Consider the following 24,448-nt stretch of genomic DNA (forward strand, 5'->3'; position numbering starts at 1 on the left):
TACGGCCGCCCCTCCGTCGTACGCACGGGCTGCCCGGCGCCTGCTCAGCCGCCGGGGAGCTGCCAGACGTACGGCCCCTCGGGGTCGTCCAGCCAGGCCCACGCCCGCTCGCCGCTCACGGTGATCCCGTACCGCTCCCGCCGGGGCCGGTCCTCCCGCTCCCAGAGCGTGTACGCCTCCTGCGGGTCGAGGCCGGCCCGGGTGAGCGCCAGCAGGAAGCGGAACAGCTCGTCGTCCCTGGCCCCGCGTGGCAGCCCGCCCACCTGGACGGACTCCGGTTCCGACCGGGACACCCCGCGCAGCGGCACGAAGTAGGCGGGCGTCGCCAGGAACCGCCCCTCGGCGTGCCCGACGTCCGTCACGGTCAGCGCGACCAGTCCGGTGGCGAACGGCGTCAGAATGCGCGCGCCGGGGCGGCACTGGGCCAGCCAGGCCCGCGGGATCGACGGCAGGGTGCAGGTCGCGATGATCCGGTCGAAGGGGGCGCGCTCGGGCACCCCGCGCGCCCCGTCGCCCGTCACCACGACGGGCCAGTGCCCGGCGGCCTCCAGATGCCGTCGCGCCGACTCGGTGATCTCGGGTTCCAGGTCGATGGTGGTGACGAGGTCGTCGTCGCCGAGCCGGTGCGCGAGCAGGGCCGCGTTGTAGCCGGTGCCGGTGCCGATCTCCAGCACCCGGTGGCCGTCCGCCACCTCCAGCGCGACCAGCATCATCGCCATCAGGGACGGCTGGCTGCTGGAGGAGAGCAGTTCGCCGTCGCGCAGCCGGGTGGCCAGCGGGATGTCGGCGTACGCCCCGCTCATCCAGCGCGCCCGCGCGGCCGGGTCCGGGCTCTCGCCCCAGCGCCGCTCGTAGCCGCCGCCGACGCCGACGTAGTAGTACGGCACGAAGAGGTGCCTCGGCACCTGCTCGAAGGCGTCCCGCCACACCGGGTCGTCGGCCCACGCCCCGGTGCGGTCGATCTCGCGCACCAGCGCGGCCCGCGCCGAGGCGGCGAGCTCCTCGAGGTCCTCGTCGGGAACCTGCGCGCTCATACGTCCACTGTCCTGCGGAAGCCGCCGCGGGGCGACCCTCCCCCGCCTGACGAGGGGGTGGTCCTAAGCCTGGAGTCCTCCGTCCCCGCGTCTGAGACCATGGACGATGTGAATGAGATTCGGCGCGGCACGCTTCAGGAGCAGACCTTCTACGAGCAGGTCGGCGGGGAGGAGACCTTCCGCCGCCTCGTCCACCGCTTCTACGAGGGGGTGGCGGAGGACCCGATCCTGCGGCCCATGTACCCCGAGGAGGACCTCGGCCCCGCCGAAGAGCGCCTGGCCCTCTTCCTGATCCAGTACTGGGGCGGACCCTCCACGTACGGCGAGAAGCGCGGCCACCCCCGGCTGCGGATGCGCCACGCCCCGTTCACCGTCGACCGCGCGGCCCATGACGCCTGGCTGAAGCACATGCGGGACGCCGTGGACGAGCTCGGCCTCTCCGAGGAGCACGAGCGGACGCTGTGGAGCTATCTGACGTACGCGGCGGCGTCCATGGTCAACACGGCGGGCTGAGCCCGCCCGGGGGCGCCGCGGTCAGCGGACGCTGACGTCCAGAGCCCCGAGCCCGGCCCGGCGTACGGCTGTCGACCCGAAGGGCGTGCGCAGCCGGAGCCAGGCGCCCGACGAGAAGAGCCCCACCGGCGGCTGGTCCTGCGCCGGTGCGCCCGCGCGGCCGCGCAGGAAGCCCAGCGACTGGGCGGCGTGCACGGCCCGCACCGGCAGCCCGGTGTCGCCGACCGTGCGGGACCAGATCTCCCGCCCTATCCGGTCGAGTTCGGGCCGGCTGCGCCGCTCGGGCGGCAACTCCCCGGTGCGGGTGCGGAACTCGGCGACCACCGCGTCCACCAGGGCGCGCAGCGCGTCCGGCGCCGGCAGGCCCGGCTCGCGCCGCCAGCCGCCGCGCGGGGGCAGCACGCCGGCCCACGGCGGTCCGGTGACCGCCGCCGGGACGACGGCCGTGGTCGCCGCCTCGTCGACGGACTCCAGCAGTTCACCGGCGGAGACGGTCACGTCCAGCGTGACGTCAAGGCCGTTCTCGTACGGCTTGGCCAGCCGCACCGCGCGGATCGCCAGCACCTCGAAGGAGGGCGGCCGCCCGAACACGGCGAGGGCCGTACCGGCGGCCTGGAGGCGGACGGCGGCGCCGCGGTCGTAGTGCAGCAGCCGGGAGAGGAAGGCCGCGAGATCCGCCGCCTCCCCCTCGTCGGCGAGCTGGAGCACCGTCATGCGGCGACGGCCTCCTCCTCGCCGGCCTGCTCGCGGCCGTCGTCCGTGTACTCCTGGAGGAACTCCCGCTCCTCCGCGGTGATCCGGCGCGGCCGCTGGGCCTCGAAGTCGAACGGCACGATCACCGTCGACGCCCGGACGTAGACCACGTCACCGTCCTTCACCTCGTAGGTGATGGTGAAGGACGCGGCCCTGATCTGCGTGACCCACAGCTCGATGTCCACCGGGGTGTGCCGGTGGACGAGCTGCCGCTTGTAGTCGATCTCGTGGCGTGCCACCACGGACCCCTGCTGGAAGTCCTTCTCCGGGCGGAACAGGAAGTCGATACGGGCCTCCTCCAGATAGCGGAGGAACACCACGTTGTTGACGTGGCCGTACGCGTCCATGTCCGCCCAGCGCAGTGGGCAGCGGTAGAGGTGCCGCAAGATCGATCAGCCCCGGGTCAGCTTCTTGTAGGTGGCACGGTGCGGACGGGCGGCGTCCGGTCCGAGCCGCTCGATCTTGTTCTTCTCGTACGACTCGAAGTTGCCCTCGAACCAGAACCACTTGGAGTCACCCTCGTAGGCGAGGATGTGCGTGGCCACCCGGTCCAGGAACCACCGGTCGTGGGAGACGACCACGGCGCACCCGGGGAACTCCAGCAGCGCGTTCTCGAGGCTGGAGAGGGTCTCGACGTCGAGGTCGTTGGTCGGCTCGTCGAGGAGCAGCAGGTTGCCGCCCTGCTTGAGGGTGAGCGCGAGGTTCAGCCGGTTGCGCTCACCGCCGGAGAGCACACCGGCCGGCTTCTGCTGGTCCGGACCCTTGAACCCGAACGCGGACACGTACGCCCGGCTCGGCATCTCGACCTGACCGACGTTGATGTAGTCCAGCTCGTCGGAGACGACGGCCCACAGCGTCTTCTTCGGGTCGATGTTCTCGCGGCTCTGGTCCACGTACGAGATCTTGACGGTGTCGCCGACCTTGATGGAACCGGAGTCCGGCGTCTCCAGACCCTGGATCATCTTGAACAGCGTGGTCTTGCCGGCGCCGTTCGGGCCGATGACACCGACGATGCCGTTGCGCGGCAGCGTGAAGCTCAGGTCGTCGATGAGCAGCTTCTCGCCGAAGCCCTTGGTGAGGTTGTTGACCTCGACGACGATGTTGCCCAGGCGCGGGCCCGGCGGGATCTGGATCTCCTCGAAGTCCAGCTTCCGCATCTTGTCGGCCTCGGCGGCCATCTCCTCGTAGCGGGCCAGACGCGCCTTGGACTTGGCCTGCCGCCCCTTGGCGTTGGACCGCACCCACTCGAGCTCTTCCTTGAGCCGCTTGGCGCGCTTGGCGTCCTTCTGGCCCTCGACCTTGAGACGGGTCTGCTTGGTCTCGAGGTACGTGGAGTAGTTGCCCTCGTAGGGATAGGCGCGCCCGCGGTCGAGCTCGAGGATCCACTCGGCGACGTTGTCGAGGAAGTACCGGTCGTGGGTGATGGCCACGACGGTGCCCGCGTACTTGGCGAGGTGCTGCTCCAGCCAGTTCACCGACTCGGCGTCGAGGTGGTTGGTGGGCTCGTCGAGGAGCAGCAGGTCGGGCGCCTCCAGCAGCAGCTTGCACAGCGCGACACGGCGGCGCTCACCACCGGAGAGCGTGGTGACGGGCCAGTCGCCGGGCGGGCAGCCCAGGGCGTCCATGGCCTGCTCGAGCTGCGCGTCGAGGTCCCAGGCGTTGGCGTGGTCGAGCTCCTCCTGGAGCTTGCCCATCTCGTCCAGCAGCGCGTCCGAGTAGTCGGTCGCCATCTGCTCGGCGATCTCGTTGAACCGGTCGAGCTTGCCCTTGATCTCGGCGACACCCTCCTGGACGTTCTCCAGGACGTTCTTCTCCTCGTTCAGCGGGGGCTCCTGCAGCAGGATGCCGACGCTGTAGCCGGGAGACAGGAACGCGTCACCGTTCGACGGCTGCTCGAGGCCCGCCATGATCTTCAGAACCGTCGACTTGCCGGCGCCGTTCGGGCCGACGACGCCGATCTTCGCACCAGGGAGGAAGTTCAGGGTGACGTCGTCGAGGATCACCTTGTCGCCGTGCGCTTTGCGCGCCTTGCGCATGGTGTAAATGAACTCAGCCAAGAGAAACCGTCCGGCAGCTTGAAATCAGGCAGTGGGCAGATACACCCCATCTTGCCGCACCGCCACCCCTGTGCGGAAACGCGTATCCCGCTGCGCCTCCGACCTGCGCTTTCCCGCCACGCTGTACGGCAGACCTGTCGCTGTCGGTCACGATCGGTCGCCCTCGCAGACCCTCGGACGGCCCAGGGACGGCCGAGCCGTTCGTTCGCCCCGCTGGCGGCTCGGGATATTGATCAGTAACTGATGGGCTTCGCCCTCCCCTGAGTATCCCCACCGCTGCCTGCGAAGGTGGGGCGCATGGGCAACGCACGGGCGTACGCCGTCCTCCGCACCACTGACGCCATGGAGACGTGGACGCAGGGCCTGATCTCCTCGACGTGTCGGAGGAGGCGCTGGCGCTCTCGGTGCCGGTGAGGGCGCGGGCTGGGCGCAGGGCGGCAGGGGGCTGCGGCTCTGCTTCCACCCCGGCGACAGCGGCCGGCTCTCCCTCTCCGTCCATGATCCCGACCAGCTGACGGTGGCCCTCGGGCTCGAACCTCCGCCGCAGTGGATCGAGGAGCATGAGATCCGTCTGCGGCGGGTGCGCGAGGTGTACGGGCAGTCCTGAGGCTGTGCGGCCGTCACCGCGGGGTCCTGCCGCACAGCACGACGCGAGCAGCGGTCAGGCGGCCTCAGCCCTGCGTCCGGGCTTCCCGCTTGCGGAGGACCACCAGGACCGTGCCGCCGATCACGACCAGGCCGATCGCCAGGCCGGCGATGAGCGGGGTCATGTCGGAGCCACCGGTCGCGGCGAGGTTGGTGTCGTCGGGCGGGGAGCCGACCGTGACCGGGGTCGGCTCGCTCAGGGTCTGCGTCGTACTGCCCGACGCGTCGGCCTCACCGGCCCGCGTCATGCAGTCCAGCACCCCCGCGAACCGCTTCTGGAAGCCGCCCGGCCCCTGGATCGTGAAGTCGTACGCCTGGTCCTCCTGCAGCGGGACGGTCACCGTGCGCGACTCGCCGGCCGCGATGGTGTGCTCGATCCCGAGCAGTTCGAAGGTGAACGCCTCGGTGCCCTTGTTCGACGCGGTGATGTCCACGCCGCCCTTGTCGCAGTTCTCCACCGCCGACAGTGCCGGTATGGCCCCGGACTTCGCCCAGGTGGCACTCGCCGTCGCCGAGACCGTCGACTCGCTGGAACCGGCGAGGATCTGCGTCTGGCTGCGGCTGTCCGCCGCCAGGGCGCGTCCCACCGGCACGGTCGTCGAGGCCTGCACGGTCAGCTCGGCCTGGCCGTCCGCAGCTTTCTCGGGGACGTCGAAGAACAGCTGGCTGCCGTCCACCGCCGACGTGACGGCCCGGCCGTCCCGGTCCACGATCCGCACCCCGCTGGTCGCGGCATCCGCCGGCGGCGTCACGGTCACGCTGTCCGCGTCCGTGCGCACCGTCACCGGACCGAGCCGCTCACCGGGGTGGCCGGAGACCGCGGGCGGGTCGAGCGTCAGGGACGCCCGGGGTTCGGCCGTGTTCCGCGCGTTCTCCTCCAGGTAGTCCGCGAGCCGCTCGGCCTGCGGGTCGACGGCCTCGACGTCCACACCGTCGGAGTACCGCCAGATGGCCACCTGCGTACCGGCCGCCGCGTCCTGCTGGGTGAGGACGCCGTCGACCCCTGCCCGGCCGGCGAGCGCGGCCAGGTCGTTCACCTGCGGGTAGGAGTTCTGGAGGATCCAGCGAATCTTGCCCGCGTCCTTGTTGGCGCCGAGCGAGGTGGCGCTCCACGGGGTCTCGCGGTATCTCGCGTCGCGCTGCGTGGGGTTGTGGATGTCGACGCAGTACGTCTGGAGGGCGCCACCGCCGTCGACCGACATCTCGAACAGACCGGCCGAGAGCTGCTGGTCGCCGGTGTCGGTGTGCACGACCGCGGCACCGTACGTCTTCAGCCCGCCTATGGTGGCGGTCGCCCCGCCCTGGCTCGGCGTCGCTCCGTCGGCCGCGGCCGTGCCGGCGCCGACCGCCACGGAGGCGGCGACCAGTCCGGACACCAGGGACGCGGCGGCGAAACGGGCCGCCCCTCGCCCGCGCAACGACAGCGCGGAGAACGCAGCAAACACTAAATTCCCCTTCGAGCAGGACCCGTTGACGTGGGGGGTACGGTCCCACCAGCAGAATCAGAAGCCCCGTGAGCTATGCCCGGCATCCTAGGTACGCGGCGCACCACGCTTCCCCGGGATCCCGCCGGACGGCCGATCCGACTCGTAATCGTTATCGCCAAGATCCTTTGCGGGCCCTTCGCGGGCAGGGCTTATCGACAAATCCACCGGGTCGTTCGGAACGCATTAGCCGATAAGCCACAGTCCGGTCAGCAGCCCACGTCTGTGACTGACGTCACGTCACCATGGCTGGTTCTTCCGCCTGTTGTGCCTGCGAGGCCGTGGGCGGAGGTGTCTCCCACTCCGGTTCGGGCTGCGCACTCGCGGCGGCGGTGCCCTGCTCCGGCCTGGACGCGCGCCGGAACGCCGAGGTGCCGCGCGCGAGATCGTGGCCGATCGACGTCGCCTCGAGGTCCGCCGACATCCAGCTCTGCCCGTCGCGCACGTCCGACCGCACCTTCAGCCGGCCCTGCACCACGACCGGGTCGCCCACGTTCAGCGAGGCCGCCGCGTTCGTGGCGAGCTGCCGATTCGCCCACACCGTGAAGAAGTTGGTGTGCCCGTCGGTCCACTCGTTCTTCGCGCGGTCCAGGTACCGCGAGGTCACCGCCAGCCTGAACCGCGCGGACGGCCCCGTCGGCAGCTCCCGGTACACCGGCTGCGTCGCCACGTTGCCCACCGCGCAGATGATCGTCTCGTTCATCTCGAACCCCTCCCCGGCCCGGCCGCCCTGCCGCCGGGCCGACACGCGTACGGGCCCGTCCCGTACGACTGCGTCCGGCCTGCCGGCCACGCCCCCCGGTACGTCCGGGGTGCGTCACCGGCACCGCGGCCGATCACGTCCGTCGCGATCGCCGCGAAGCCAGACTGCCTCCGTCGGGCCGAGCCCGCTGAGCCCTGTGGACCAGGGTCAGGTCTGTGGATATCTCCGCCGCTCGTGTGGGTGACCGGTCCGCCCATCGGGGCAACCGGCCCGCCCCGACGGGACCGATCCCGGCTTGCGGATCAGCCCGACTCACCGCGCCGGCGACCCCACCCCCATCACCCTCCCGTACTGCTCCCGAACCTCCCGGTACCGCAGCAGCTCCGCCGCCACCGGATCCAGCACCCGGGCCCGGCCGCACCCGGCCGCCGCCTCCCGCAGCCGCCGTTCCGCCTCCTGGCCGTAGCGGCGTGCCGGTCCGCGGGCCGCCATCCGGCAGCCCCACTCGACGAGCGGCCCGCCGATGATGCCGGCCACCATCAGCAGCACCGGCACGCCCAGGTTGGGCGTCATGACGCCGATGATCTGCGCGGCCAGCCAGAGCCCGCCGACGACCTGGAGGATCGTCATGGACGCCTGCACCAGCACGGCCGCCGGCCACCAGCCGGGCCGCGGCGGCCGCCCGGGCGGCAGTCCGGCCCGCGCCCCGAGATCGTCCAGCGCCTCGGGCAGCCCTTGGGCGCCCTTCACGGCCGCCTCGCGCACCGCCTGCGCCCACGGCGTCGGAAGCCCGGCCGAGGCCTGCTCCGCGACCGTCCGCACCGCCTGCTCGACACGCTGGCGCGCGGTGGCCTCCTCGTCCGCCTGGACGCGCGGGGACAGCCGTCCGGTCGTCGACTCGCCGCGGTCCTGGTACCACCGCCACAGCCGCAGCCAGGGCGTCCCGCAGGCGCGGTTGGCGTTGCGCAGCCAGGCCCGTTCGGCGGCCTCCCCGGCCGCGGTGGCGCCGATGGCGTCCGCGAGCCGGGCGGAGAACTCGTCCCGCGCCTCCTCGCTCAGCCCCGTCCGCCTGCTGGCCGCGTACACCGGCCGCAGCCGCCACCCGGCGGCGTCCACGTCGGCGGCGATCCGGCGCGCCGCGGCACCCCGCTCCGCCACGAACTGCCCGAGCGCCTCCCGCAGGTCCCCGACGCCTTCCCCGGTCAAAGCCGACAGGGCCAGCACGACGGCACCTGGCTCACCGTGCTCGCCCAGCGCGATGCCGTCCTCGTCCAGCAGCCGCCGCAGATCGTCGAGGACCTGGTCGGTGGCCTCCCCGGGCAACCGGTCGACCTGGTTCAGGACGACGAACATGATCTCGGCGTGCCCGGCCATGGGTCGCAGATAGCGCTCGTGCAGGATCGCGTCGGCGTACTTCTCCGGGTCGACGACCCAGATGACCGCGTCGACGAGCCCCAGTACCCGGTCGACCTGCTCGCGGTGCTGGACGGCCGCCGAGTCGTGGTCCGGCAGGTCGACCAGGACGAGCCCGCGCAGCTGCCCGTCCGACGCCGCGTTCTGCGCGGGGCGGCGGCGCAGCCGGGGCGGGATGCCGAGGCGGTCGATGAGCCCGGCCGCGCCGTCGCTCCAGCTGCACGCGAGCGGCGAGGAGGTCGTCGGCCGCCGTACGCCGGTCTCGGAGATGGTGACGCCGGCGAGCGCGTTGAACAGCTGCGACTTGCCGCTTCCCGTGGCCCCCGCGATGGCGACGACCGTGTGCTGCCCGGACAGCCTGCGACGGGCGGCCGCCTCGTCGAGGACCCGTCCGGCCTCGGAGAGCGTGCGGTTGTCGAGCCGCGTACGCGACAACCCGACGAGCTCACGCAGCGCGTCGAGCCGCGACCGCAACGGCCCGTCGTAGGCGAGCGGCGTCACGGCGTGCGGCGACACGGACACCCGGGGCTCCACGATCGCGGACTGCTCGGCAGCGGTGGTCGTCTCGTTGACGCGCCGCGCGATCAGCCCGTCGTCCCAGGGGGTCGAGGACTCCGCCGTACCGGAGGACGACGACTCGGACGGGGCATGCGCGCCGGAGCCGTCGGACGACGACGCGGAACCAGCCGATGAAGCGGCCGATGCACGAGGGGACGACGCGCCCCCGCCTCCATCCGCCCCCTCCCCGTCCTCCTGACGGCCTCCGGACTCGGACACATCGGCACGCGCGTGTGCGTGGCCGTCGAGGTCGCCGGGAGCGCCGTCGCGGACCGGCGTGTCACCGTCCGCCGCCGTACGCTCCGCGCGCGCGTGGCCGTCGTCGGCGGGCGCGCCCCCCGCGACCGCTTCCCTGTTCACGGGCTTCCTCCAGAGCTTGCGCCGCTCCGGCTCCTGGGCGTCGGCCCCGACCGGGCCGGGCAGGGCCTCCTCGGGGGCCCCGTGCCCGCCGTCCTCCTGCTGATCGGCGTGTTCCGTGTGGTCCTGGTCAGTGACGGCAGTCACCGGTCACCTCTCCTTCTGCAGTACGGACAACGCGGCGATGAGTTCGGCCTGGGGGTCCGGGTGGACCTCCAGCGCGTCGAGCGGGGCGAGCCGGCGCTCGCGTTCGCTGTACATGACGCGGTCCAGGTGCTCGTTGAGGAGCCGTCCGGCCCGGTCGCGCAGCCGCAGCGCGCCATGGGCCCCGATCCGCTCGGCGAGCCCCTCCCCGGCGGAACGGGCCCGGCGCCCGCCGAGCAGCGCCGTGGCGACGAGCGCGGTGACGACCTCGGGATCCGGGGGCGCGGTCCGCTCGAGGTCGGTGACCTCGTCCTCGGCGTACTCCTCCAGCTCCCGGCGCCACCGCCGTACCGCCACGCCGATGCGGTGTTCCACGCTCTCCGGCAGCGGGTCCCGGGCCGTCAGTTCGGGCGCGGCGGCGGCCGGTTCGCGCCGCCAGGCGTCGTCGACGCGCTCGTCGGCGGCCGTGACGGCGCACAGGAGGAGGGTGCTCAGGCTCTCGACCAGCGAGTCGAGGAGTTCCCCGGCGGTGCAGTCGAGGGGGAAGGCACGCCACCGTTTGAGTGCGTCACCGGCGAGCACGGCACCGGCCTGGAGCCGGCCACGCACGCGTGCGTACTCGCTGTCGTACGCCGCGTCGACCGCACCCGTGAGCCGGAGCGCGGCGGCGTACTGGGCGGCGGCGGCCCCGGCCAGCTCGGGCATACGGGCCTTGAGGGAGTCGAGCAGGCCGTTGGCGGTACGGGCCACGGCGTGGGCCCGGGCCGCGGGGTCCTGGACCTGATGGGCGAGCCAGGTGCGCAGCGGCGCCACGGCGGTGGCCGGGAGCAGTCCGCCGCCCCAGGCCGACTCGGGCAGTTCCGGGACGGTGAAGCGGGGCACCTCGCCGAGGCCCGCCTTGGTGAGCAGCGCGCCGTACTGCCGGGACACCTCGGAGACGACCTGGTGGGGGACCCGGTCCAGGACGGTCACGAGGCTGGCGTCGTACTCCTTGGCGGTGCGCAGCAGATGCCACGGCACGGCGTCGGCGTACCGGGCGGCCGTCGTCACCATGATCCAGATGTCGGCGGCGCAGATGAGCTCCGCGGCGAGGGCGCGGTTGTCCGCGATCAGGGAGTCGATGTCGGGCGCGTCGAGGAGGGCGAGTCCGGTGGGGAGCGTGTCCGCGGTCTCGATCCGCAGGACGCGCTCGGTCTCCTCACCGGGCAGCATCAGATCCTCGGCTGGGTCCTGTTCGGGCGCCCACACGCGCGTGAGGTCGGGTAGGACACGCATCCCGCTGAACCAGTGATGGTCGTCCGGATGGCAGACCAGCACCGGGGTGCGTGTCGTGGGTCGCAACACCCCCGCTTCGGTCACGCGCCGGCCCACGAGCGAGTTGACGAGCGTCGACTTGCCGGCGCCGGTGGACCCGCCCACGACGGCCAGGAGCGGCGCTTCGGGCTCTTTGAGGCGGGGCACCAGATAGTCGTCGAGCTGGGCGAGCAGTTCGTCACGGTTGGCACGCGCGCGTGGCGCCCCTGCCAGGGGCAGCGGGAAGCGTGCGGCCGCGACACGGTCGCGCAGGGCGGAAAGTGCGTCGAGCAGCTGAGGCCGTACGTCCAAGGTCACCACATGCGAAGAATGCCCAATTTTAGGGGATTTCTGAAGCATATGGCCATGTCTGCGTGCCGATAGGACACAAGGGACGGAAGGGACGACCGGGACAGAGGCATAGTCCAGGCATAACGAGTGCACAACACCCGGTGCGCGAGAGGCCAAAAGCAGTGCACGATTCGTACCTGCCTGCGATTATCAGGACCGCTTCACCGAACCTCCACATCGAGCCACGGAGGCGAAGCGACAGGGACACGGATGCGGGAGCCCTATCCTTGTCCCCGGCAACGTCACGGAACGGCCCACACCCGGGCACCACGAACGAGGCCACCACACCCGGCCCCCGTAGCTCAGTGGATAGAGCAGGCGCCTTCTAAGCGCTTGGCCGCAGGTTCGAGTCCTGCCGGGGGCGCCCAGTCTCCGCCCTCCCTCGGGAGGGCGTTTTTGCTGTTCAGGGCGGGTGCCACCCGACACGACGAAGCCCCGGGCACTCCCCTGCCGATCATGGGGAGACTCCGGGGCTGTCCGGCTGTCACCGGGTTTCTGCGGGTCGCTGTGTCGAATACGTGTCGAAGTCTTACGCCGGCGGACGGCTCAGTCGGCGTCGGACAGGTCGGGCAGATCCCCTGCGGCTTCGAGCCGCCTCTTCAGGTCCGGCAGCTGCCCTTCGACGCATCGTGCGTAGGTGGCGAGCAGCACAGGCACGCTGTTCCCGGCCCACTCGGCCACCTGAGCGGGCGGGACCCCGTCGTTGAGCCACTTGGTCAGGCGGGTGTGCCGGTTGTCGTACCCCCGCTTACCGGTCGGCGACTCGAAGAGGTGGGGAGGCAGTGCTGCCTTACGAGCGCCACGCCAGGCCCGGCGAATGACGGAACCCGCGAGGATGCCGCCGTTCTCCCCCTGGAACAGAAGATCATCCGGCTTGAGTCCTTCGTCCTCGATGTGCTGTCGCAGGATGCGAGTGAGGGCGGGATGACCCGGCACGGTACGCGTGTCTCCGTGTGGAGCCAACCGGTTCAAGGACCGTTCACCGAGTGACTACGGCAGCGGCTCGGGCGCAACAGCTCCGCCGGGTGGGCCGCAAAGATCGAGCGCGAGGCCGAAGACGCCAGCACCCTGGTGGTCGAGCTGTTTTTTGCCTGCGGGACGAGCACCGAGCCGAGTGGTCGCAGCCCGAGGGATAAGACTTTCCCTACTTCATCAAGGCCCGCGCACAGCGCGGGCGCCGCCTCTGCGGCGCGGCCTGCCTCCTGTCTGCGCCCCGGCTGGCCGCGCCAGGCGGCGCGCTAGCGAGCTGCGGGCAGTGAAGTGGGAGACACCCTCTATGGCTGGGGCGGTCGGCTCCACGACTTTAGCCAGCCACTTTGGCGCGAGCCTCGAAGATCATGGCCCCAACGTCGTGCTTTAGCGGGCAGGTCCACAGACTGCCCGACGCGCCGGAAGCTTACGGGCCATGATCACTCGCGCCAAAGCAGCTCCCGGCCAAAGTCGTTGCGCCGACCTCGTGGACACCGCAGCGGTGGCAGCCGATCCCGCTTCCCGATTCATCAGAACTCTGGATTGTGCAGAATTTCATGCAGTACGATCACTTCGTGTGTGCCTTGAGACGCGACGTGCCTCCAACTGCCAGCCCGGAGCCACATGAATACCGCAAAGCACTACCTAAGATGCGGCTTTTCCTGAGCGATATTTCCGATGTCAAGAGATTGCTGGAACGTGACGCCGAGGCCGTGATAATCCAGGCCGGAGACGCGACAGCAGAAAGCGTTGATGACCTCAGAGATGCGAGCAAACGAGAACTTCGAACAGTGCGGCTAATCACCGTCAGACCCGAAATTGTCGTGGCCTTAGGAGAGTCGCCAGTCGTACGCACTACGGAGCAAAGCCAGGCGGCCCTGAGCCTAGTGGATGCCGTAGAAGAAATGCTAAGACCTCGAATGTCTTTTGGCGTTCGACACCGTCGCCTAGTGCAGGCCGCCACTGCACTAATGACACTGTCCGGGATCGCCGCCACCATCGCTCTCATCAATGCTTACAAAAGCTTGGCATTTGGCATCCTTCCCTATCTAATTCTTTTGGGCGCTATCGCCCTGATGAACAGGGTGATCGACGGACGCGCCGAAGTGGTGCCTCTCCTCCCACGCGAGCAACGAGAAGAGCGGCTGACGCAGCAGAATTTGATTATCGCCGGAGTGCTCAGTTTTTTGGGCGGCGCAGCTGTGGCGGCATTGACCTTTTACATGGGCTGGAAGCGGTAGCGGTAGCGGGGCGACCATCCCATGGATCACGGCGAGGAGTTGCACAGCTCACCTACTCCGACCAGATAGACCGACAAGCCGAAAGGTCCAGCATTTCCGCATGGCCACCACACCAAATCAGCAGACAGACGTCCGCAAGGTTTATTACCAGTGCCGCCTTGGCCAAGGTGAACTAGAGCGCATTTTCGACGTTGCATGCGAAGGGATATCTTCACCAGACGTTCAGATCTCGACGGTAGTCGGGAGCACTCGGTTTTGGAATTCGAACCTAGCCGACCTTATCGCAACGCTTCAAGCTAACACTCCGGAAACCAGTGGCAAGTGGACGAACATCTCCATGGAGGCAAAGAACTCCTCCATGGAACGCTCGGTCGCCATTTCCATCGACACCGAGCGGACCGAGTTCAACTTTTCCGGCTCCGACTCTACGTGGGTATACGGTCAGTCCGCCCGCATGGAATCTTTCCTTGGGGCACACGGAGCGGTCCGAAATTCCCCCAGATATGAAGCAACAATTTCAGTGGTTTTTGCAGTTTTCTTCATCGGCATAGGAGCACTTTGGGCATTCGGCGACCTCGGAAAGGAGTCGGTTGAAGAATGCATGCAAAAGGCGGAGGAGTCGAAGGAGAATCAGCGCACATTCAACATCATCATGGGGGCTCTCCTTTCATTCGGAATCCTCTTCACTCTATTTCAGTTCTTGAAGAGGAGGTCTCTCCGGGCACAGCTCCGCATCAATTCTGCCGTAGCCGATGGGACATGGTGGTCCAGGCTGTCCGTAGGGGAAAAGATCGCCGCTATCGGCATCCCAATCGCTTCGCTGGCCACGGTCGGAACGTTGATTTCTGCGGCCAGTGACGCGATAGGGAAATAAAACCGGGGGCCTCACGAGGCCCCCGGCCCTGGGCATATCGACTAACTCCGTTCTCTAGCAATCATGAGAATGATTGCCATAAGAAGCAGAGAAATCGGTTCCATTGCGGACTCCCTCACAAGGTCGTGCCCACTCGGGGCGGCGGATGCAGGGAGCCGGCGCTGTTGCCAAGTAGGGCCATTCTGCCTCAGGTTGATGCCTGTGTGCGCCGGTTCGGGAAGTTCGCTGGACCGAGTCTTCACTCTGAAGCGTGCGCCCGCGCACTCCGCACGAGCAGGTTCACGCCTTCACCGTTGGAGGGAACCGCGCCACCGTGCCTAGAACTGTGGCGGACCGAGCAGCGGCTAGGGGGAGACGGCATGGCGAAGTGCGGCGCGCGCACCAAGACAGGCGGTCGGTGTCAGAGGCAGGTTGTGTCAGGCACGTCCCGCTGCCCAGTGCATCAGGGGCCGTGGTCGGCATACGGTGTGGCCCAGCGCAAGGAGAAGGAAGCCCAGGCGAAGAAGCGCAAGATACGCAAGAAGCGCTAGCCCAAGTTGACATCCACAGCTGACATCAACGCCGCCGGACGGCAGCAGACTTGCATGCGCCACTGTGGACTACCCAGCCGCAGGGCTCTAGGGCAGGATGGAGCGCTGATTGAAACCGGCAGGTCGGCAGCAGGTCACGGCGTTGATCGATATCGCGGCCGAGACATACACGCTCCTGCTCGGTCCGCGCATCCTCGTCTTGGCGGACTCATTACCTCGCCGCTGTGCTCCGCGATGACAGTGCGGGGGAGGTACTTTCGGAGGAAGTTGCTCAGGAGTTGAGCCTCGCGGACGGTCCCCTTCGAGCCCCGGTGCTTAGCGATGCCGCTGGCCTTGAAGTCGGCAAGCATCCTGTCGGCTACCGAAGCGAGGATCTTAGCTAGCGCTGAAGCTGCAGGGTCAGACACGGCAGCAGTGTCCCACCATGGGGCTGAATGTCGCGCGGTGCTGCGGCCGCTGGGCCGTCTCTGGGCCGTCCGAGACTCCCCGAGGCCAACCAACGACGACCGGCAGCGACAGTTGACCGACAGCCGCCAACCGCGAACCAGCAGGTCAGAGTACCCTGCCTATACCCGTTTCCCCCCAGGGGTGGCGATCCGGCAAGATGGGGTGCTTCTCACCAGCCCCTCCCCCGGAGATGCCGGCCCGGTACCCAGCCGCGAGAACTGCGGGTGTGAACGTGTCCTGGTTGTCCGGTCGCTGACGGGCCTTCACCCCGTGGGGTTGAGATAGCCCATCAGGGACGCCGGCCTCTTCTGTAGGTGTAGGAGCCGAAGGCGACTTCCGATCTGCTCTGTCATCCGAGGAAACGACGCCTCTGACGCTTGGACGAAGGCACGTTGTAGCCCCACTACGAACCCGCTTCCTGCCTAGCACGCACTATCTGCGATACAGGAGGGCACCGCGCGCCTCCTCGATCAAGGAATCTGCTGGTCAGAGCCCATTGGCAAGTTCAATTCTGATTGTGCTCCGGAGCCATCTCCCCTCCACACGCCATCCAAGGTGATCTACACAGAGTGATGCGGCCGCGCCGATAACAGCTTGGGCACGAACGATGGAGAATCAGGGCACAGCGCCCTTCCGCGCCATCAACATGGCGACCACGACATGTGGGGGGGAGAGGTGGGGGAATGCCTCGTTGGAGAGACCTGCCCGACGAACTTGATCCGCAAGTACGGGAGTTCGCGAGCCAACTGCGCCGGCTCGTGGACCGCAGCGGACTCAGCATCGCTGCGGTGGCCGACCGCACGGGCTATAGCAGGACCTCCTGGGAACGCTATCTCAACGGTCGGCTCCTCGCGCCCAAGGGGGCGGTCACCGCCTTAGCCGAGATCACCGGGACCAATCCCATCCACTTGACGACGATGTGGGAGCTCGCCGAGCGTGCCTGGAGCCGCGCGGCGACGCGCCACGACACGGCCATGGAGGCCATGCGAATCTCCCAGGCCCGTGCTGCGCTCTCTACAGCAGAGGCTCCGCTCAGGCACAGGAGAAGGGCCAAGCGAGCATCAGTTACGCCGGATGGTGGCTCAACTGCCGATGCCGCACCTGTTTCGTCGGGCATCGCTGATGGTTTGGAGGCTCTCTTCCAGCGACTTGGGCCGCCACCTGACTCTCTCTCCACACCTCAGCCTGTTGGCTCGAAGGACGGGGGCGGAGCCCGATGACAACCGGCTGGAGAGACTGGAAGCAAGATCCGACCGGGTTCGGCATCGCGAAACAGTGGGCTGAGTTGCCAGCAGAGCACCTGAAAGTCGCCCTGGAAGCACTCGAACCGCAGCTTCAGAGGGAACACGAAGCACAGATGGAACACATGCGCCTTGCGGCCCAAGAAGCCGATGCCGCGCGCACTCATCGCTTGTACTTGTGTGGTCTCATCGCCGGTTTCATGGTGACCATCGGAATGCTGGTCGGTGCCGTGATAGTGGGAAGCAACAACCAACCTGTTCTCGCAGGCATCCTGTCTGGCCCTAGCGTGATTGCCCTGGCATCGGTCTTCGTGCTGCGCCGCAATGACGCAGCACAAATGCGAGTTGTTGCTCGGGCGCATCAGTCGGTCCTGAACTCGGCTACTCCGCTGGGCTCAACACCCGCACCGCCATCGACGCCAAACCCAGGCGGCCCCATCTAGCTCGTAGGTCCATCTCGTTGTCTCTACGTTGGCTTGCACTTTCCGCGACTGGCCTAGGTGCCACTCAGAGTTCTAGGCATCCGGCTGTCCAGTCGGGCCTATGACGGCACGTATCAGCAGGACATCCCTACGAGGCCAGTATTTTTTTCCCGGAAGGCAGTAACACCCGCACCCGCGAGGAAAGGACCCCGTTGTCAGAGATCGAGCTTGGCAAGGGCATAGCCCTCGCACCTCCCGAGGAACCGTTCACCGTTCAGGGGCGGACCTTCACGAAGGAACACTCTCAGGGCATCGCTACAGACTGGATGCTCTCCCTCAAAGGTCGCCCCAGCATCACCGTTCGAGACATCACATGGGAGGTCGGGGAGCGCGACATTCGCACGATCCTGCCCGAACAGCTTCCCGAAATGCCCCGCGAAATGGCCAAGTTCTACGAGCGCCGGCGCGCGGGCGTCTACTACTGCAACCACGGTCACCACACCTGGATGACTGCTCGGACCATCACCTTCCAAGAAGACGGCTGGCCCCTGCACCAGCAACAGCCCAACCTGGACGCCCTTGACGCCGCGTGCGACCCTGACCTAATCGAAGCAGCCTGCCGACTCGGCATCGCCGATATAGGGCCCAAAGGAGAGGTCATCACGCACGACCGGCCGGGCAAGGGCGAGCTCTGCGCTCTGTTCGAGCCCGACTGCGACGAGGGAGCTCACGCGGTGTTCTATGCGGTGACTCGCATTGTGCCCGTCCTGCGTCGCATCGGCTGGCTGTAGTTCCAGAAGCGAGCGGCCAAAGGATCTTGGATCCGGAAGAACGTGCCCGACACACCTCCGACACAGTCGCGGTCAGAGCTGATCCCAAGACCATCTCCACCGCAGGTCAGAGGCTGTGCGTGCCCGGATTCATGCATTCACTCCGGAGCCGTTGCAGCGTCCGGCAAAAGTTGTGGCACCACTGAGTACAGGCGAGCACCATAGGCGCATGACAGAAGAGTACGATCTGGGCGAACTCCCCGATGACGTAATACACATGGGGCGCTTCTTCGAAGCCTCGTCCGCCTGGCCTGAGAGCGCCTGGTTCGGGCGCGCCATGGCTCTCCTTCACTTCGGCACGTACCGCGTTGATCGCTTTCCGTTCGAGGAGACCTTCGAGAATGATCTCGCTGCCGCAGCGGCGCTGGCTCGAAGCTTCACCCAGCTGCGGGCGGCTTGGGTGGTCACGAGCCACGGCTTTCTAGCAGAGATGCGCAACTTGCTACGTTCGGTGTATGAGTCTGCCGGCCTTGCCAGAGTGTTGGCCAAGGACCCCAAGATGGCCGATCAGTGGCTTCGTGACGGCAAGTGGTTCCCTGACGTGCGTGTACGACAGTGGCTCAGCGACGTACGAGGGGACTCCGCGCATGAGGTTGAAAAGTACAAGAACTTTTACGCGGAAGCTTCGGCTTGGGCCCACCCGACGGCCGAGTCTTGCATGGGGCAGTTCACGGTAGAGGAAGATCATTTCTTCCTGAACTCGGCGACCGCATTCGACGAAGAGGCCTGTCGACAAGCGGTCAGTCTGCTCGCATCCACAGCACTCTTCGCGTGCTTCGCCTTCCGTAACGCGGTTGTCAACGAGCGGGCCATCGACCCGGCCTGGCGAAGAAATCTGTATGACCTCGCCCGCGAGATGTCGGACGAGGCGATGCCCCACCTCGACCGAGACTGGGCCGCTGAGCAGGCTCACTACGACGCTGTCATGACTAACCTGCGTGATCGGCGCTACCTCAAAGGGCAGTTGCGCACCCATCCCAGGGCGTACGACAACCTCAAGCCTCAGGAGTCGAACCAGCGTAACTAGGGGCGTGTTCCCTCTTAATTGTCACGCCTGTGCGGTACTGCGGGCCAGATGCCTCTTGCAGCCGCCACGGACGGGCAGGCCTGCCGGGTCAGCTGCGGAAACGGGAGAGCCAGGTGCCGCCGGCCCTCTGCTCGGGCACGGCCTGCTCCTGCTCGTGGTGCCCGTGCTCGGCCTGCTCAATCTGGACAACCGTGACGGCCTCGCAGCAGGTCACCGCGTTGATCGCTTACAGAGTCGCAGGTCTGTAAGCCGGTCAACCACAGCCCTCCACAGTGGAGACATAGGTTAGGCGGCGGCCTTTTTGTCGGTAGGGGTTGTTCCTACAGAGGGCTAAGCCCCACACTCGCATGACGTGGGGGACAGCGGACTATGGGTTGCAGTGCTGACAGCTGCCACGGCGGTGCTCGCCAGCTGGGTTACGAGCCGCGGACATACGCGAGCTGCCCGATTACAGGCTGAGATTTCAGCGTCAGCTCAGGAGGGGATACGTCGGCGGGAAGTTCGGCGATCTTCTTACCTTGCCTTCCTCGAGCAAGCACACCTCATGGGTGTCGAGTATCGCCAGACTCCAGACATCCTGAGCGCTGAGGACCCGGAGCAGCGCCGGGCACGCCTCGAAGAACACCGAGCACGCTTACGTGAAGCCTTCGGTCCCTTCCGCCACACTTGTCAGGTTGCCACCGTCCACGCCTTGAGTGCTGAGGCGAGAAGGGCATGCGACCGCGTCTTTGCCGCGTCCAAAACGGTGTATATGGCGCTGGGCGATATCGCGGAGGGTGTCACTGACGCCTCAGCGTTCCACTCAGCCCTCGATGTCTACTGGAACGCGGTCGACGAGCTGGGCGAAGCCGTGCGCCTCGAAGAGCCGTGATGAGGCGGGGTGTCAACGGCTCTGTGCGCGCAGCTTCGAATCCCACCTGGGGCGCCGATGCACGAGGCGGAGCGCCTCGGATCCGGGCCGAAGTGCCATCACTGTTGTGCTGGGCGAGCCGCCTTACGTCGGTCGATCGTTCTGAGGGTGCCTCTCTCGGCGTAGGCACAGAGAAGCGGGGGGAGGAGCCCGGTGCGAAACCGGGCTCCTCCCCCCGTCGGCAAGGAACGGAAGGTCGTTGCTGGCCGCTAAAACGCAGCCATCTCTTCAGAAGCAGTGAGGGTCGCTCACCGCTAGGAGGTCACCGCGGCTGGTTGCAACGCGGAGCACATCGCGCAAGGACCCGGTCAGGTCCTTGGCCAGCCGTCGCATGTCCTCCGAGTCCGTGGCCAGGTCGTCGAGCTTGTTTGAGGCTTGCTCCAGCAGCTCGGCGGCCGTTCCCAACTGCACGGCCTCGATGTTGTCCGCCAAGCGGGACATGTAGCCCTCCCCGTCGTCGGTGCTCAGGTAGCAGGGCTTGCCCTCCGGTCCCGACCATGGGAGGAGTCGCAGTCTGTTCGGTGCCGTCATTCTTGCGTCTGCCTCTCATCGGTCATGTGGTGGGTGGTGAAGACCGCGTCGACGCGGTGCCCCGGAAAGACCAGAAGCGCGGCCTCAACGACGCGCCCGGTGGCGTCGGTCGCAAGGCGTGTGACGGCGAGGACTGCCACGGCGGAGCGGAGCCGGAGGGTCGAGGCTTCGTCCGGTGTCGGCGGGCGGGCGCTTACCGTCTCCCGGACAGTTGGCGGCGGCGAGCTCAGGACGGCGAATCGCGTAGCTGTCTCCCGCCACGAGGACTCGTCGTCCAGCACTCCGGCCGGTGCCAGGTCGCGCGGGATGTAGATGCGGGCCAGCCCGTGCGGTGACTCTCCCTCGTGGCTGATGCAGAAGAACTCGGCGAGAGGGCTGCCTGTCGGCACCTTCAGCAAGGTCGTCAGATGTCCCTCTGCCGGAACCGTGTTGGTGCGAACCGTGACGCGCAAGGCCGTTTCAGCGGCGGTCCACGGGTCCAGCGTTCCCCATCCCCCGACGTACACGATCTTCCGGAGTGGGCGGCGGACAAAGTTGCCCTTGCCGTGGATCTTCTCGACGAGGCCTTCGCCCTGGAGGACCGCGAGAGCCCTCCGCAAGGTCACCGTGCTGACCTTGTATCGGTCGGCGAGGCCGGCCTCGGAGGGCAGGCGTTCGCCGGGCTCTATGCGCCCGTTCGTGATCTCGTGCCGCAGATCGTCGGCGATCTCGTGATGGCGTGAAGGCATGGACGGGATCACCGCCTTCTTTGCATGCGAACGGCAGCGAGCCGGGTTCGCGCGTGCATGGTCAGCAGCTCGCCCGACTCGAAGAGGAGTTGCTTGGCGCCTTGGGGAAGCTGGATGAGGTCGCTCACCCGGCATGCTTGGCCGCCGAGTTGGATGATGTCGCCGCGCTGCACGGTTGCCGCGGTGACCTCGACGTTGGATGCCAGCGCGCCGCCTGGTGCCCAGCCGCTCACCGCTCTGCCTCCGTGGGCGTGGAGTGGTGGGACGCCGAGTGACACGGGCAGGCGCATGTCTCGTAGACAATCGGTGCGTCTACCGGTGCGGGGACCGGGGAGGACTCTTTGCAAGCAGGGTGTGTGCCGATACGGCAGGCGGTCGACCGGTAGCGAACGGCCGAGACCTCGACGGTGTGGGGCTGTTGGCGAGAAGGCATCAGCGCACCCCCGCGAGGAACGACCACGCTTCAGCGGGCAACTGAGGAGCGACTACCACCGCGCGCGGTCGTGCTCGTCGCTCCCAAGCCAGCAGGTACGGGCGGATGAGCGCGTTCTCCTCCCCCGCGAGCCGGTGCCAGTGGTTCGCGGTATCGAGGGTCCGGCCCAGGACGGCCGTCGACGCGTCAGCGAGCGCAGGGACAACGAGGGCGGCCGTCGACCGGGAGGGCCGTAAGGGGCGGCGGTGCCTTCCCTTGGCGAAGTACCGCGCTCTGGTGAGCGAGGCGGCACGGCGGATACGGTTGAGCATGCTGCTCAGCTCCTATCGCTGATGGCTCGGTCCCCCGACATCGCCCGTCGTGGGGACCGCTTTGTGTACGACCGCCCAAAGAGTGCGGTCGTTCAGGCTGGTGGCGAGGAGCCCGAACCGATCGGCCTCGGCCACCACTTCCAGGACCTCCCGCCATAAGTCGGCGGGGAGCGACTCCGGCACCTCCGCTTGGACCGACGCGTACCGGTCGTGCTCCTCCACGCGCGCGGGAAGTCCGATGTCGGACAGCCGGGCAGCGATGGCCGCCGCGCTAACTCCCGAAGCGGGCACAGGGCAGCCTCCGTTAACCGGCGATCACTTTGAGTAAAGCTAGTTAACTAGATTAGAGCTAGTGGACTAGATTTTCCATATGTCTGAGCAGCCGCCTTACCTCCGCATCGCTGACGAACTCCGGCGGCGGATCGCGGAGCACGTGTGGGAACCCGGGGACCGCCTGCCTTCCCGCGCCCAGATCGGCCAGGAGTGCGGGGTGGGCGAGAACGTGGTCCGTCGGGCGCAGGAGCTGCTGATCTCCCAAGGGGTGCTGGAGGGCCGCGCCGGATCGGGCACTTACGTCGCGGAGCCCCGGAAGAGGGTGCGGGTGGTCCGGTCGTCAGCGCGGGAGCGGCCCGACGCGTCACCGTTCCGGGCGGACATGAAAGCCGTGGGCAGGCAAGGGGATTGGGAGAGCCGGACCGAGGCCAAGGTGCTGGCTCCGGCGGACATCGCTGCACGGCTCGGCATCGACGAGGGCGACCTGTGCGTCCGGACCACGTACGAGTTCCTGGCCGACGGCAGGCCGGTGCAGCTGTCGACGAGTTGGGAACCGTACGACCTCACCGCCGGCACGCTCGTCGTCCTCCCCGAGGGAGGGCCCCACGCCGGGGCGGGAGTCGTGAACCGCATGGCCGCGATCGGCGTCACCGTCAGCCATGCCGTGGAGCAGCCGGAGCCGAGGCAGGCGACCGCCGAGGAGGCGTCACTTCTCGGTATCCAGAAGGCCGCACTCGTGACGCACATCCGGCGGACGTACTACAGCGACCAGGGGCGGCCCGTGGAGACGGCGGACATCGTGGTGCCCGCCGCTCACTGCGAGATCGTCTACGAGATCCCCATCAACCGCTAGCAGGACCCCTCCGCGTCAGGTCGTTGCTCCTCCGCTCGTATCGTGACCGCATGCGCAACGAGCGGCACGACGAGCGGCTGTCGGACGAGGAGTTGGAGCTGTTCCTCCAGTACCTCCACAGGTTCGCGAACCATGACCTTGATCTCTTCGCCCTCATTCAGGTTGGGGACCCTGAGTACCCCGCCTACGTGTCCATCAGCAGGACGCCAGAAGCGGGTGTCGACCCATCGGCCTACCGGCGACCGTGAACCGGCTCCGAGCCGTGTCGAATGTGTGTCGACGGCAGGTGGCGAGCTGTCAGGGGGAGGGGTAACTGCCCTGGTCAGTGACCGACCCCCGGGGGACACACCTAGCGCCTTCTAAGCGCTTGGCCGCAGGTTCGAGTCCTGCCGGGGGCGCCACCCGCCAAAACGCCCCAGAGGGGATCTTCCCTCCAGGGCGTTTCGTGTCTCTGACGGCAGCGCTGACGGCAACGTCCCCGTCACTCGACGGCCAGCAGGCTCCCCAGCCGATCCAGAGCGGCCCGTTTCTCCGTCATGTCGGCGTGCGCGTGGATGTTCATGATGGTTGGAAGGCGTGCGCCTGGATCAGGAGGTGTGGGTGTCGGAAAGCCACGTCCTCCAGACATGTCGGGTGTTCGGCACCTCGGGATGATCCAGGAGCCAGAGAACGTAGCCCGCGTGGAGCTGTGCCCACGGGTTCTCCGAGCGATAAGCCCTGTGGAGCCTGCCGCGCAGTTCGCCTCCGTCTACCGCCCGGGCCACACGCACGTACTCACGGTCCTTGCACCGATAGGGCCGCTGGACAGCGAGGTCGACCAGTTCGACCAGCTTCGTTCTCACCTGGCCGTCGTGGTTGGCGGTGGCCAGCTGCCGTATCAAGGATTGCTTCGTGCCCCACGCCTTCGCGTGCTGTGTCCACTCCTGTGGGTACCGGGCCTCCCATTCCAGGAACAGCATGGCGAAGGGCAGCCCCGCCCACGTGTTGATGTCCCTGGAGGCCGGCCCACTCCACAGGGCTTCGGGCATACAGCGACTTGCTGCCTCGCTGTATGCCTTTTGGGCAGCTGCCCGGTCCCGCGCCGTGACCCGCAACCGAGGGCTCGGGAGCCGAGTCTCGTCGACCCGGAGACGAGCAGACTCGGCCTCTTCTCTTGCACGGACCAGGCGAGCAAGGGCAGAGGCACGTTCGGCGGAGTCCGGTGCTATCAAGCCGTAAGCCCACGTCAAACGCTCTGTCCACCCGTTATCGTCGTCGACGCCCGAGCCTGCTGTATCCGTCACGCGACAGATCGTCGCCTGCTCGGCACGCCGACGCGATCCCTATACGCATGGCAGCGGATTCGAGGTCATCGGTACAGCAATGAAGTACAGGGACCGCCGGCACCCGGCACCGGCTCCCGTGGCCCGCGTCCGGCCGTCGCAAAGAGGGGCTCTCCCCTCCAGGGCGTTTCGTGTCTCCGACGGCGCTGTTCTCGGCGGCAGGAGGATTTCTCAGCAAATCCAGAGCGGTCCACTGCAGGT

General features: G+C 67.8%; 23 protein-coding genes, 2 tRNA genes and 2 pseudogenes. 13 read left to right on the forward strand and 14 right to left on the reverse strand.

Annotated elements, in window-relative coordinates:
* Positions 1-44: 44 nt before the first annotated feature.
* A complete protein-coding gene (locus tag DC008_RS11735) occupies positions 45-1,034 on the reverse strand; it encodes a methyltransferase domain-containing protein (protein ID WP_108706927.1) in 990 nt (329 codons plus the stop codon).
* A 99-nt stretch (positions 1,035-1,133) separates the two neighbouring features.
* On the opposite strand from DC008_RS11735, the gene DC008_RS11740 reads away from it, so the two are divergent.
* On the forward strand, positions 1,134-1,547 hold the full coding sequence (locus tag DC008_RS11740; protein ID WP_108706928.1) for a globin: 414 nt from the start codon (positions 1,134-1,136) through the stop codon (positions 1,545-1,547).
* A 21-nt stretch (positions 1,548-1,568) separates the two neighbouring features.
* Here the strand turns inward: DC008_RS11740 and DC008_RS11745 are convergent, their stop codons facing one another.
* The 3 genes from DC008_RS11745 to ettA are packed head-to-tail and all read right to left on the reverse strand — an operon-like array spanning position 1,569 to position 4,357.
* Positions 1,569-2,261 (reverse strand): DUF8010 domain-containing protein, encoded by a 693-nt coding sequence (locus tag DC008_RS11745; protein WP_108706929.1) that lies wholly within the window; start codon positions 2,259-2,261, stop codon positions 1,569-1,571.
* Entirely contained in the window at positions 2,258-2,686 is a 429-nt protein-coding gene (locus DC008_RS11750) for an acyl-CoA thioesterase (protein WP_055623919.1), read from the reverse strand. Before DC008_RS11750 ends, DC008_RS11745 begins: the two co-directional genes overlap by 4 nt.
* A gap of 6 nt (positions 2,687-2,692) precedes the next feature.
* Positions 2,693-4,357: an energy-dependent translational throttle protein EttA gene (ettA, locus tag DC008_RS11755; RefSeq protein ID WP_108706930.1), complete on the reverse strand. Its 1,665-nt coding sequence runs from the start codon at positions 4,355-4,357 to the stop codon at positions 2,693-2,695.
* A gap of 409 nt (positions 4,358-4,766) precedes the next feature.
* On the opposite strand from ettA, the pseudogene DC008_RS36460 reads away from it, so the two are divergent.
* Positions 4,767-4,964 (forward strand): annotated as a pseudogene (locus DC008_RS36460) (DUF5959 family protein); the annotation flags it as partial.
* 64 nt (positions 4,965-5,028) lie between these two features.
* Here DC008_RS36460 and DC008_RS11760 read toward each other — a convergent pair.
* The 4 genes from DC008_RS11760 to DC008_RS11775 form a co-directional block, all read right to left on the reverse strand.
* Positions 5,029-6,447 carry a Cys-Gln thioester bond-forming surface protein gene (locus DC008_RS11760; RefSeq protein ID WP_108706931.1) on the reverse strand — a complete coding sequence of 473 codons (1,419 nt, stop codon included), beginning with the start codon at positions 6,445-6,447 and terminating at the stop codon, positions 5,029-5,031.
* Positions 6,448-6,721: 274 nt separating this feature from the next.
* Positions 6,722-7,189, reverse strand: coding sequence for a single-stranded DNA-binding protein (locus DC008_RS11765; protein WP_108710660.1), 468 nt, complete (start codon positions 7,187-7,189; stop codon positions 6,722-6,724).
* 312 nt (positions 7,190-7,501) lie between these two features.
* Positions 7,502-9,664, reverse strand: a complete 2,163-nt coding sequence (locus DC008_RS11770; RefSeq protein WP_108706932.1) for a YfjP family GTPase — start codon at positions 9,662-9,664, stop codon at positions 7,502-7,504.
* A 3-nt stretch (positions 9,665-9,667) separates the two neighbouring features.
* Positions 9,668-11,275 (reverse strand): dynamin family protein, encoded by a 1,608-nt coding sequence (locus tag DC008_RS11775; RefSeq protein ID WP_108706933.1) that lies wholly within the window; start codon positions 11,273-11,275, stop codon positions 9,668-9,670.
* Positions 11,276-11,596: 321 nt separating this feature from the next.
* Here DC008_RS11775 and DC008_RS11780 point away from each other — a divergent pair.
* Positions 11,597-11,669: transfer RNA gene (locus DC008_RS11780), tRNA-Arg, on the forward strand.
* Positions 11,670-11,851: 182 nt separating this feature from the next.
* On the opposite strand, the gene DC008_RS11785 is transcribed toward DC008_RS11780, so the two are convergent.
* Positions 11,852-12,241 (reverse strand): site-specific integrase, encoded by a 390-nt coding sequence (locus DC008_RS11785; protein WP_244221345.1) that lies wholly within the window; start codon positions 12,239-12,241, stop codon positions 11,852-11,854.
* A gap of 590 nt (positions 12,242-12,831) precedes the next feature.
* On the opposite strand from DC008_RS11785, the gene DC008_RS35205 reads away from it, so the two are divergent.
* The 7 genes and pseudogenes from DC008_RS35205 to DC008_RS35220 all read left to right on the forward strand — a co-directional run bounded on the left by DC008_RS35205 (position 12,832) and on the right by DC008_RS35220 (position 19,757).
* Positions 12,832-13,515, forward strand: coding sequence for a hypothetical protein (locus DC008_RS35205; protein WP_123953998.1), 684 nt, complete (start codon positions 12,832-12,834; stop codon positions 13,513-13,515).
* Positions 13,516-13,615: 100 nt separating this feature from the next.
* Positions 13,616-14,389, forward strand: coding sequence for a hypothetical protein (locus DC008_RS35210; protein WP_123953999.1), 774 nt, complete (start codon positions 13,616-13,618; stop codon positions 14,387-14,389).
* Positions 14,390-16,049: 1,660 nt separating this feature from the next.
* Positions 16,050-16,389, forward strand: a pseudogene (locus DC008_RS11800) (helix-turn-helix domain-containing protein); the annotation flags it as partial.
* A gap of 193 nt (positions 16,390-16,582) precedes the next feature.
* Positions 16,583-17,050 (forward strand): hypothetical protein, encoded by a 468-nt coding sequence (locus DC008_RS35215; RefSeq protein WP_123954000.1) that lies wholly within the window; start codon positions 16,583-16,585, stop codon positions 17,048-17,050.
* Positions 17,051-17,241: 191 nt separating this feature from the next.
* Positions 17,242-17,820: a hypothetical protein gene (locus DC008_RS11805; protein WP_108706936.1), complete on the forward strand. Its 579-nt coding sequence runs from the start codon at positions 17,242-17,244 to the stop codon at positions 17,818-17,820.
* A 208-nt stretch (positions 17,821-18,028) separates the two neighbouring features.
* Complete coding sequence (locus DC008_RS11810; protein ID WP_108706937.1) at positions 18,029-18,886, forward strand: hypothetical protein; 858 nt, start codon at positions 18,029-18,031, stop codon at positions 18,884-18,886.
* 544 nt (positions 18,887-19,430) lie between these two features.
* Positions 19,431-19,757, forward strand: coding sequence for a hypothetical protein (locus DC008_RS35220; RefSeq protein WP_123954001.1), 327 nt, complete (start codon positions 19,431-19,433; stop codon positions 19,755-19,757).
* Between the two features lie 267 nt (positions 19,758-20,024).
* Here the strand turns inward: DC008_RS35220 and DC008_RS11815 are convergent, their stop codons facing one another.
* The 4 genes from DC008_RS11815 to DC008_RS35920 form a co-directional block, all read right to left on the reverse strand.
* A complete protein-coding gene (locus DC008_RS11815; RefSeq protein ID WP_108706938.1) occupies positions 20,025-20,327 on the reverse strand; it encodes a hypothetical protein in 303 nt (100 codons plus the stop codon).
* Entirely contained in the window at positions 20,324-21,055 is a 732-nt protein-coding gene (locus DC008_RS11820; RefSeq protein ID WP_208645850.1) for a GntR family transcriptional regulator, read from the reverse strand. The genes DC008_RS11815 and DC008_RS11820 overlap by 4 nt, the downstream gene beginning before the upstream one ends.
* Positions 21,056-21,063: 8 nt before the next feature.
* The gene (locus DC008_RS11825; RefSeq protein WP_108706940.1) at positions 21,064-21,288 is read right to left on the reverse strand and encodes a hypothetical protein; all 225 of its coding nucleotides are present in this window, start codon (positions 21,286-21,288) and stop codon (positions 21,064-21,066) included.
* Positions 21,289-21,811: 523 nt separating this feature from the next.
* Positions 21,812-22,090, reverse strand: coding sequence for a hypothetical protein (locus tag DC008_RS35920; protein ID WP_108706943.1), 279 nt, complete (start codon positions 22,088-22,090; stop codon positions 21,812-21,814).
* Between the two features lie 79 nt (positions 22,091-22,169).
* On the opposite strand from DC008_RS35920, the gene DC008_RS11845 reads away from it, so the two are divergent.
* The 3 genes from DC008_RS11845 to DC008_RS11855 all read left to right on the forward strand — a co-directional run bounded on the left by DC008_RS11845 (position 22,170) and on the right by DC008_RS11855 (position 23,326).
* Positions 22,170-22,925 (forward strand): GntR family transcriptional regulator, encoded by a 756-nt coding sequence (locus DC008_RS11845; RefSeq protein ID WP_108706944.1) that lies wholly within the window; start codon positions 22,170-22,172, stop codon positions 22,923-22,925.
* A 50-nt stretch (positions 22,926-22,975) separates the two neighbouring features.
* The gene (locus DC008_RS11850) at positions 22,976-23,173 is read left to right on the forward strand and encodes a hypothetical protein (protein WP_108706945.1); all 198 of its coding nucleotides are present in this window, start codon (positions 22,976-22,978) and stop codon (positions 23,171-23,173) included.
* A gap of 85 nt (positions 23,174-23,258) precedes the next feature.
* Positions 23,259-23,326 (forward strand) — tRNA-OTHER (locus DC008_RS11855).
* Positions 23,327-23,512: 186 nt separating this feature from the next.
* On the opposite strand, the gene DC008_RS35925 is transcribed toward DC008_RS11855, so the two are convergent.
* A complete protein-coding gene (locus tag DC008_RS35925) occupies positions 23,513-23,953 on the reverse strand; it encodes a hypothetical protein (RefSeq protein ID WP_244221346.1) in 441 nt (146 codons plus the stop codon).
* Between the last annotated feature and the right edge of the window lie 495 nt (positions 23,954-24,448).

Source organism: Streptomyces nigra (genome assembly GCF_003074055.1).
Lineage (GTDB): Bacteria > Actinomycetota > Actinomycetes > Streptomycetales > Streptomycetaceae > Streptomyces > Streptomyces nigra.

Bases quoted from the DNA above. Each gene is read 5' to 3' on its own strand.
- DC008_RS11735 (WP_108706927.1), bottom strand. From the start codon at position 1,034: ATGAGCGCGCAGGTTCCCGACGAGGACCTCGAGGAGCTCGCCGCCTCG.
- DC008_RS11740 (WP_108706928.1), top strand. From the start codon at position 1,134: ATGGACGATGTGAATGAGATTCGGCGCGGCACGCTTCAGGAGCAGACC.
- DC008_RS11745 (WP_108706929.1), bottom strand. From the start codon at position 2,261: ATGACGGTGCTCCAGCTCGCCGACGAGGGGGAGGCGGCGGATCTCGCG.
- DC008_RS11765 (WP_108710660.1), bottom strand. From the start codon at position 7,189: ATGAACGAGACGATCATCTGCGCGGTGGGCAACGTGGCGACGCAGCCG.
- DC008_RS35205 (WP_123953998.1), top strand. From the start codon at position 12,832: ATGCAGTACGATCACTTCGTGTGTGCCTTGAGACGCGACGTGCCTCCA.
- DC008_RS35210 (WP_123953999.1), top strand. From the start codon at position 13,616: ATGGCCACCACACCAAATCAGCAGACAGACGTCCGCAAGGTTTATTAC.
- DC008_RS35215 (WP_123954000.1), top strand. From the start codon at position 16,583: ATGACAACCGGCTGGAGAGACTGGAAGCAAGATCCGACCGGGTTCGGC.
- DC008_RS11810 (WP_108706937.1), top strand. From the start codon at position 18,029: ATGACAGAAGAGTACGATCTGGGCGAACTCCCCGATGACGTAATACAC.
- DC008_RS35220 (WP_123954001.1), top strand. From the start codon at position 19,431: ATGGGTGTCGAGTATCGCCAGACTCCAGACATCCTGAGCGCTGAGGAC.
- DC008_RS11815 (WP_108706938.1), bottom strand. From the start codon at position 20,327: ATGACGGCACCGAACAGACTGCGACTCCTCCCATGGTCGGGACCGGAG.
- DC008_RS11820 (WP_208645850.1), bottom strand. From the start codon at position 21,055: ATGCCTTCACGCCATCACGAGATCGCCGACGATCTGCGGCACGAGATC.
- DC008_RS11845 (WP_108706944.1), top strand. From the start codon at position 22,170: ATGTCTGAGCAGCCGCCTTACCTCCGCATCGCTGACGAACTCCGGCGG.
- DC008_RS11850 (WP_108706945.1), top strand. From the start codon at position 22,976: ATGCGCAACGAGCGGCACGACGAGCGGCTGTCGGACGAGGAGTTGGAG.
- DC008_RS35925 (WP_244221346.1), bottom strand. From the start codon at position 23,953: ATGCCCGAAGCCCTGTGGAGTGGGCCGGCCTCCAGGGACATCAACACG.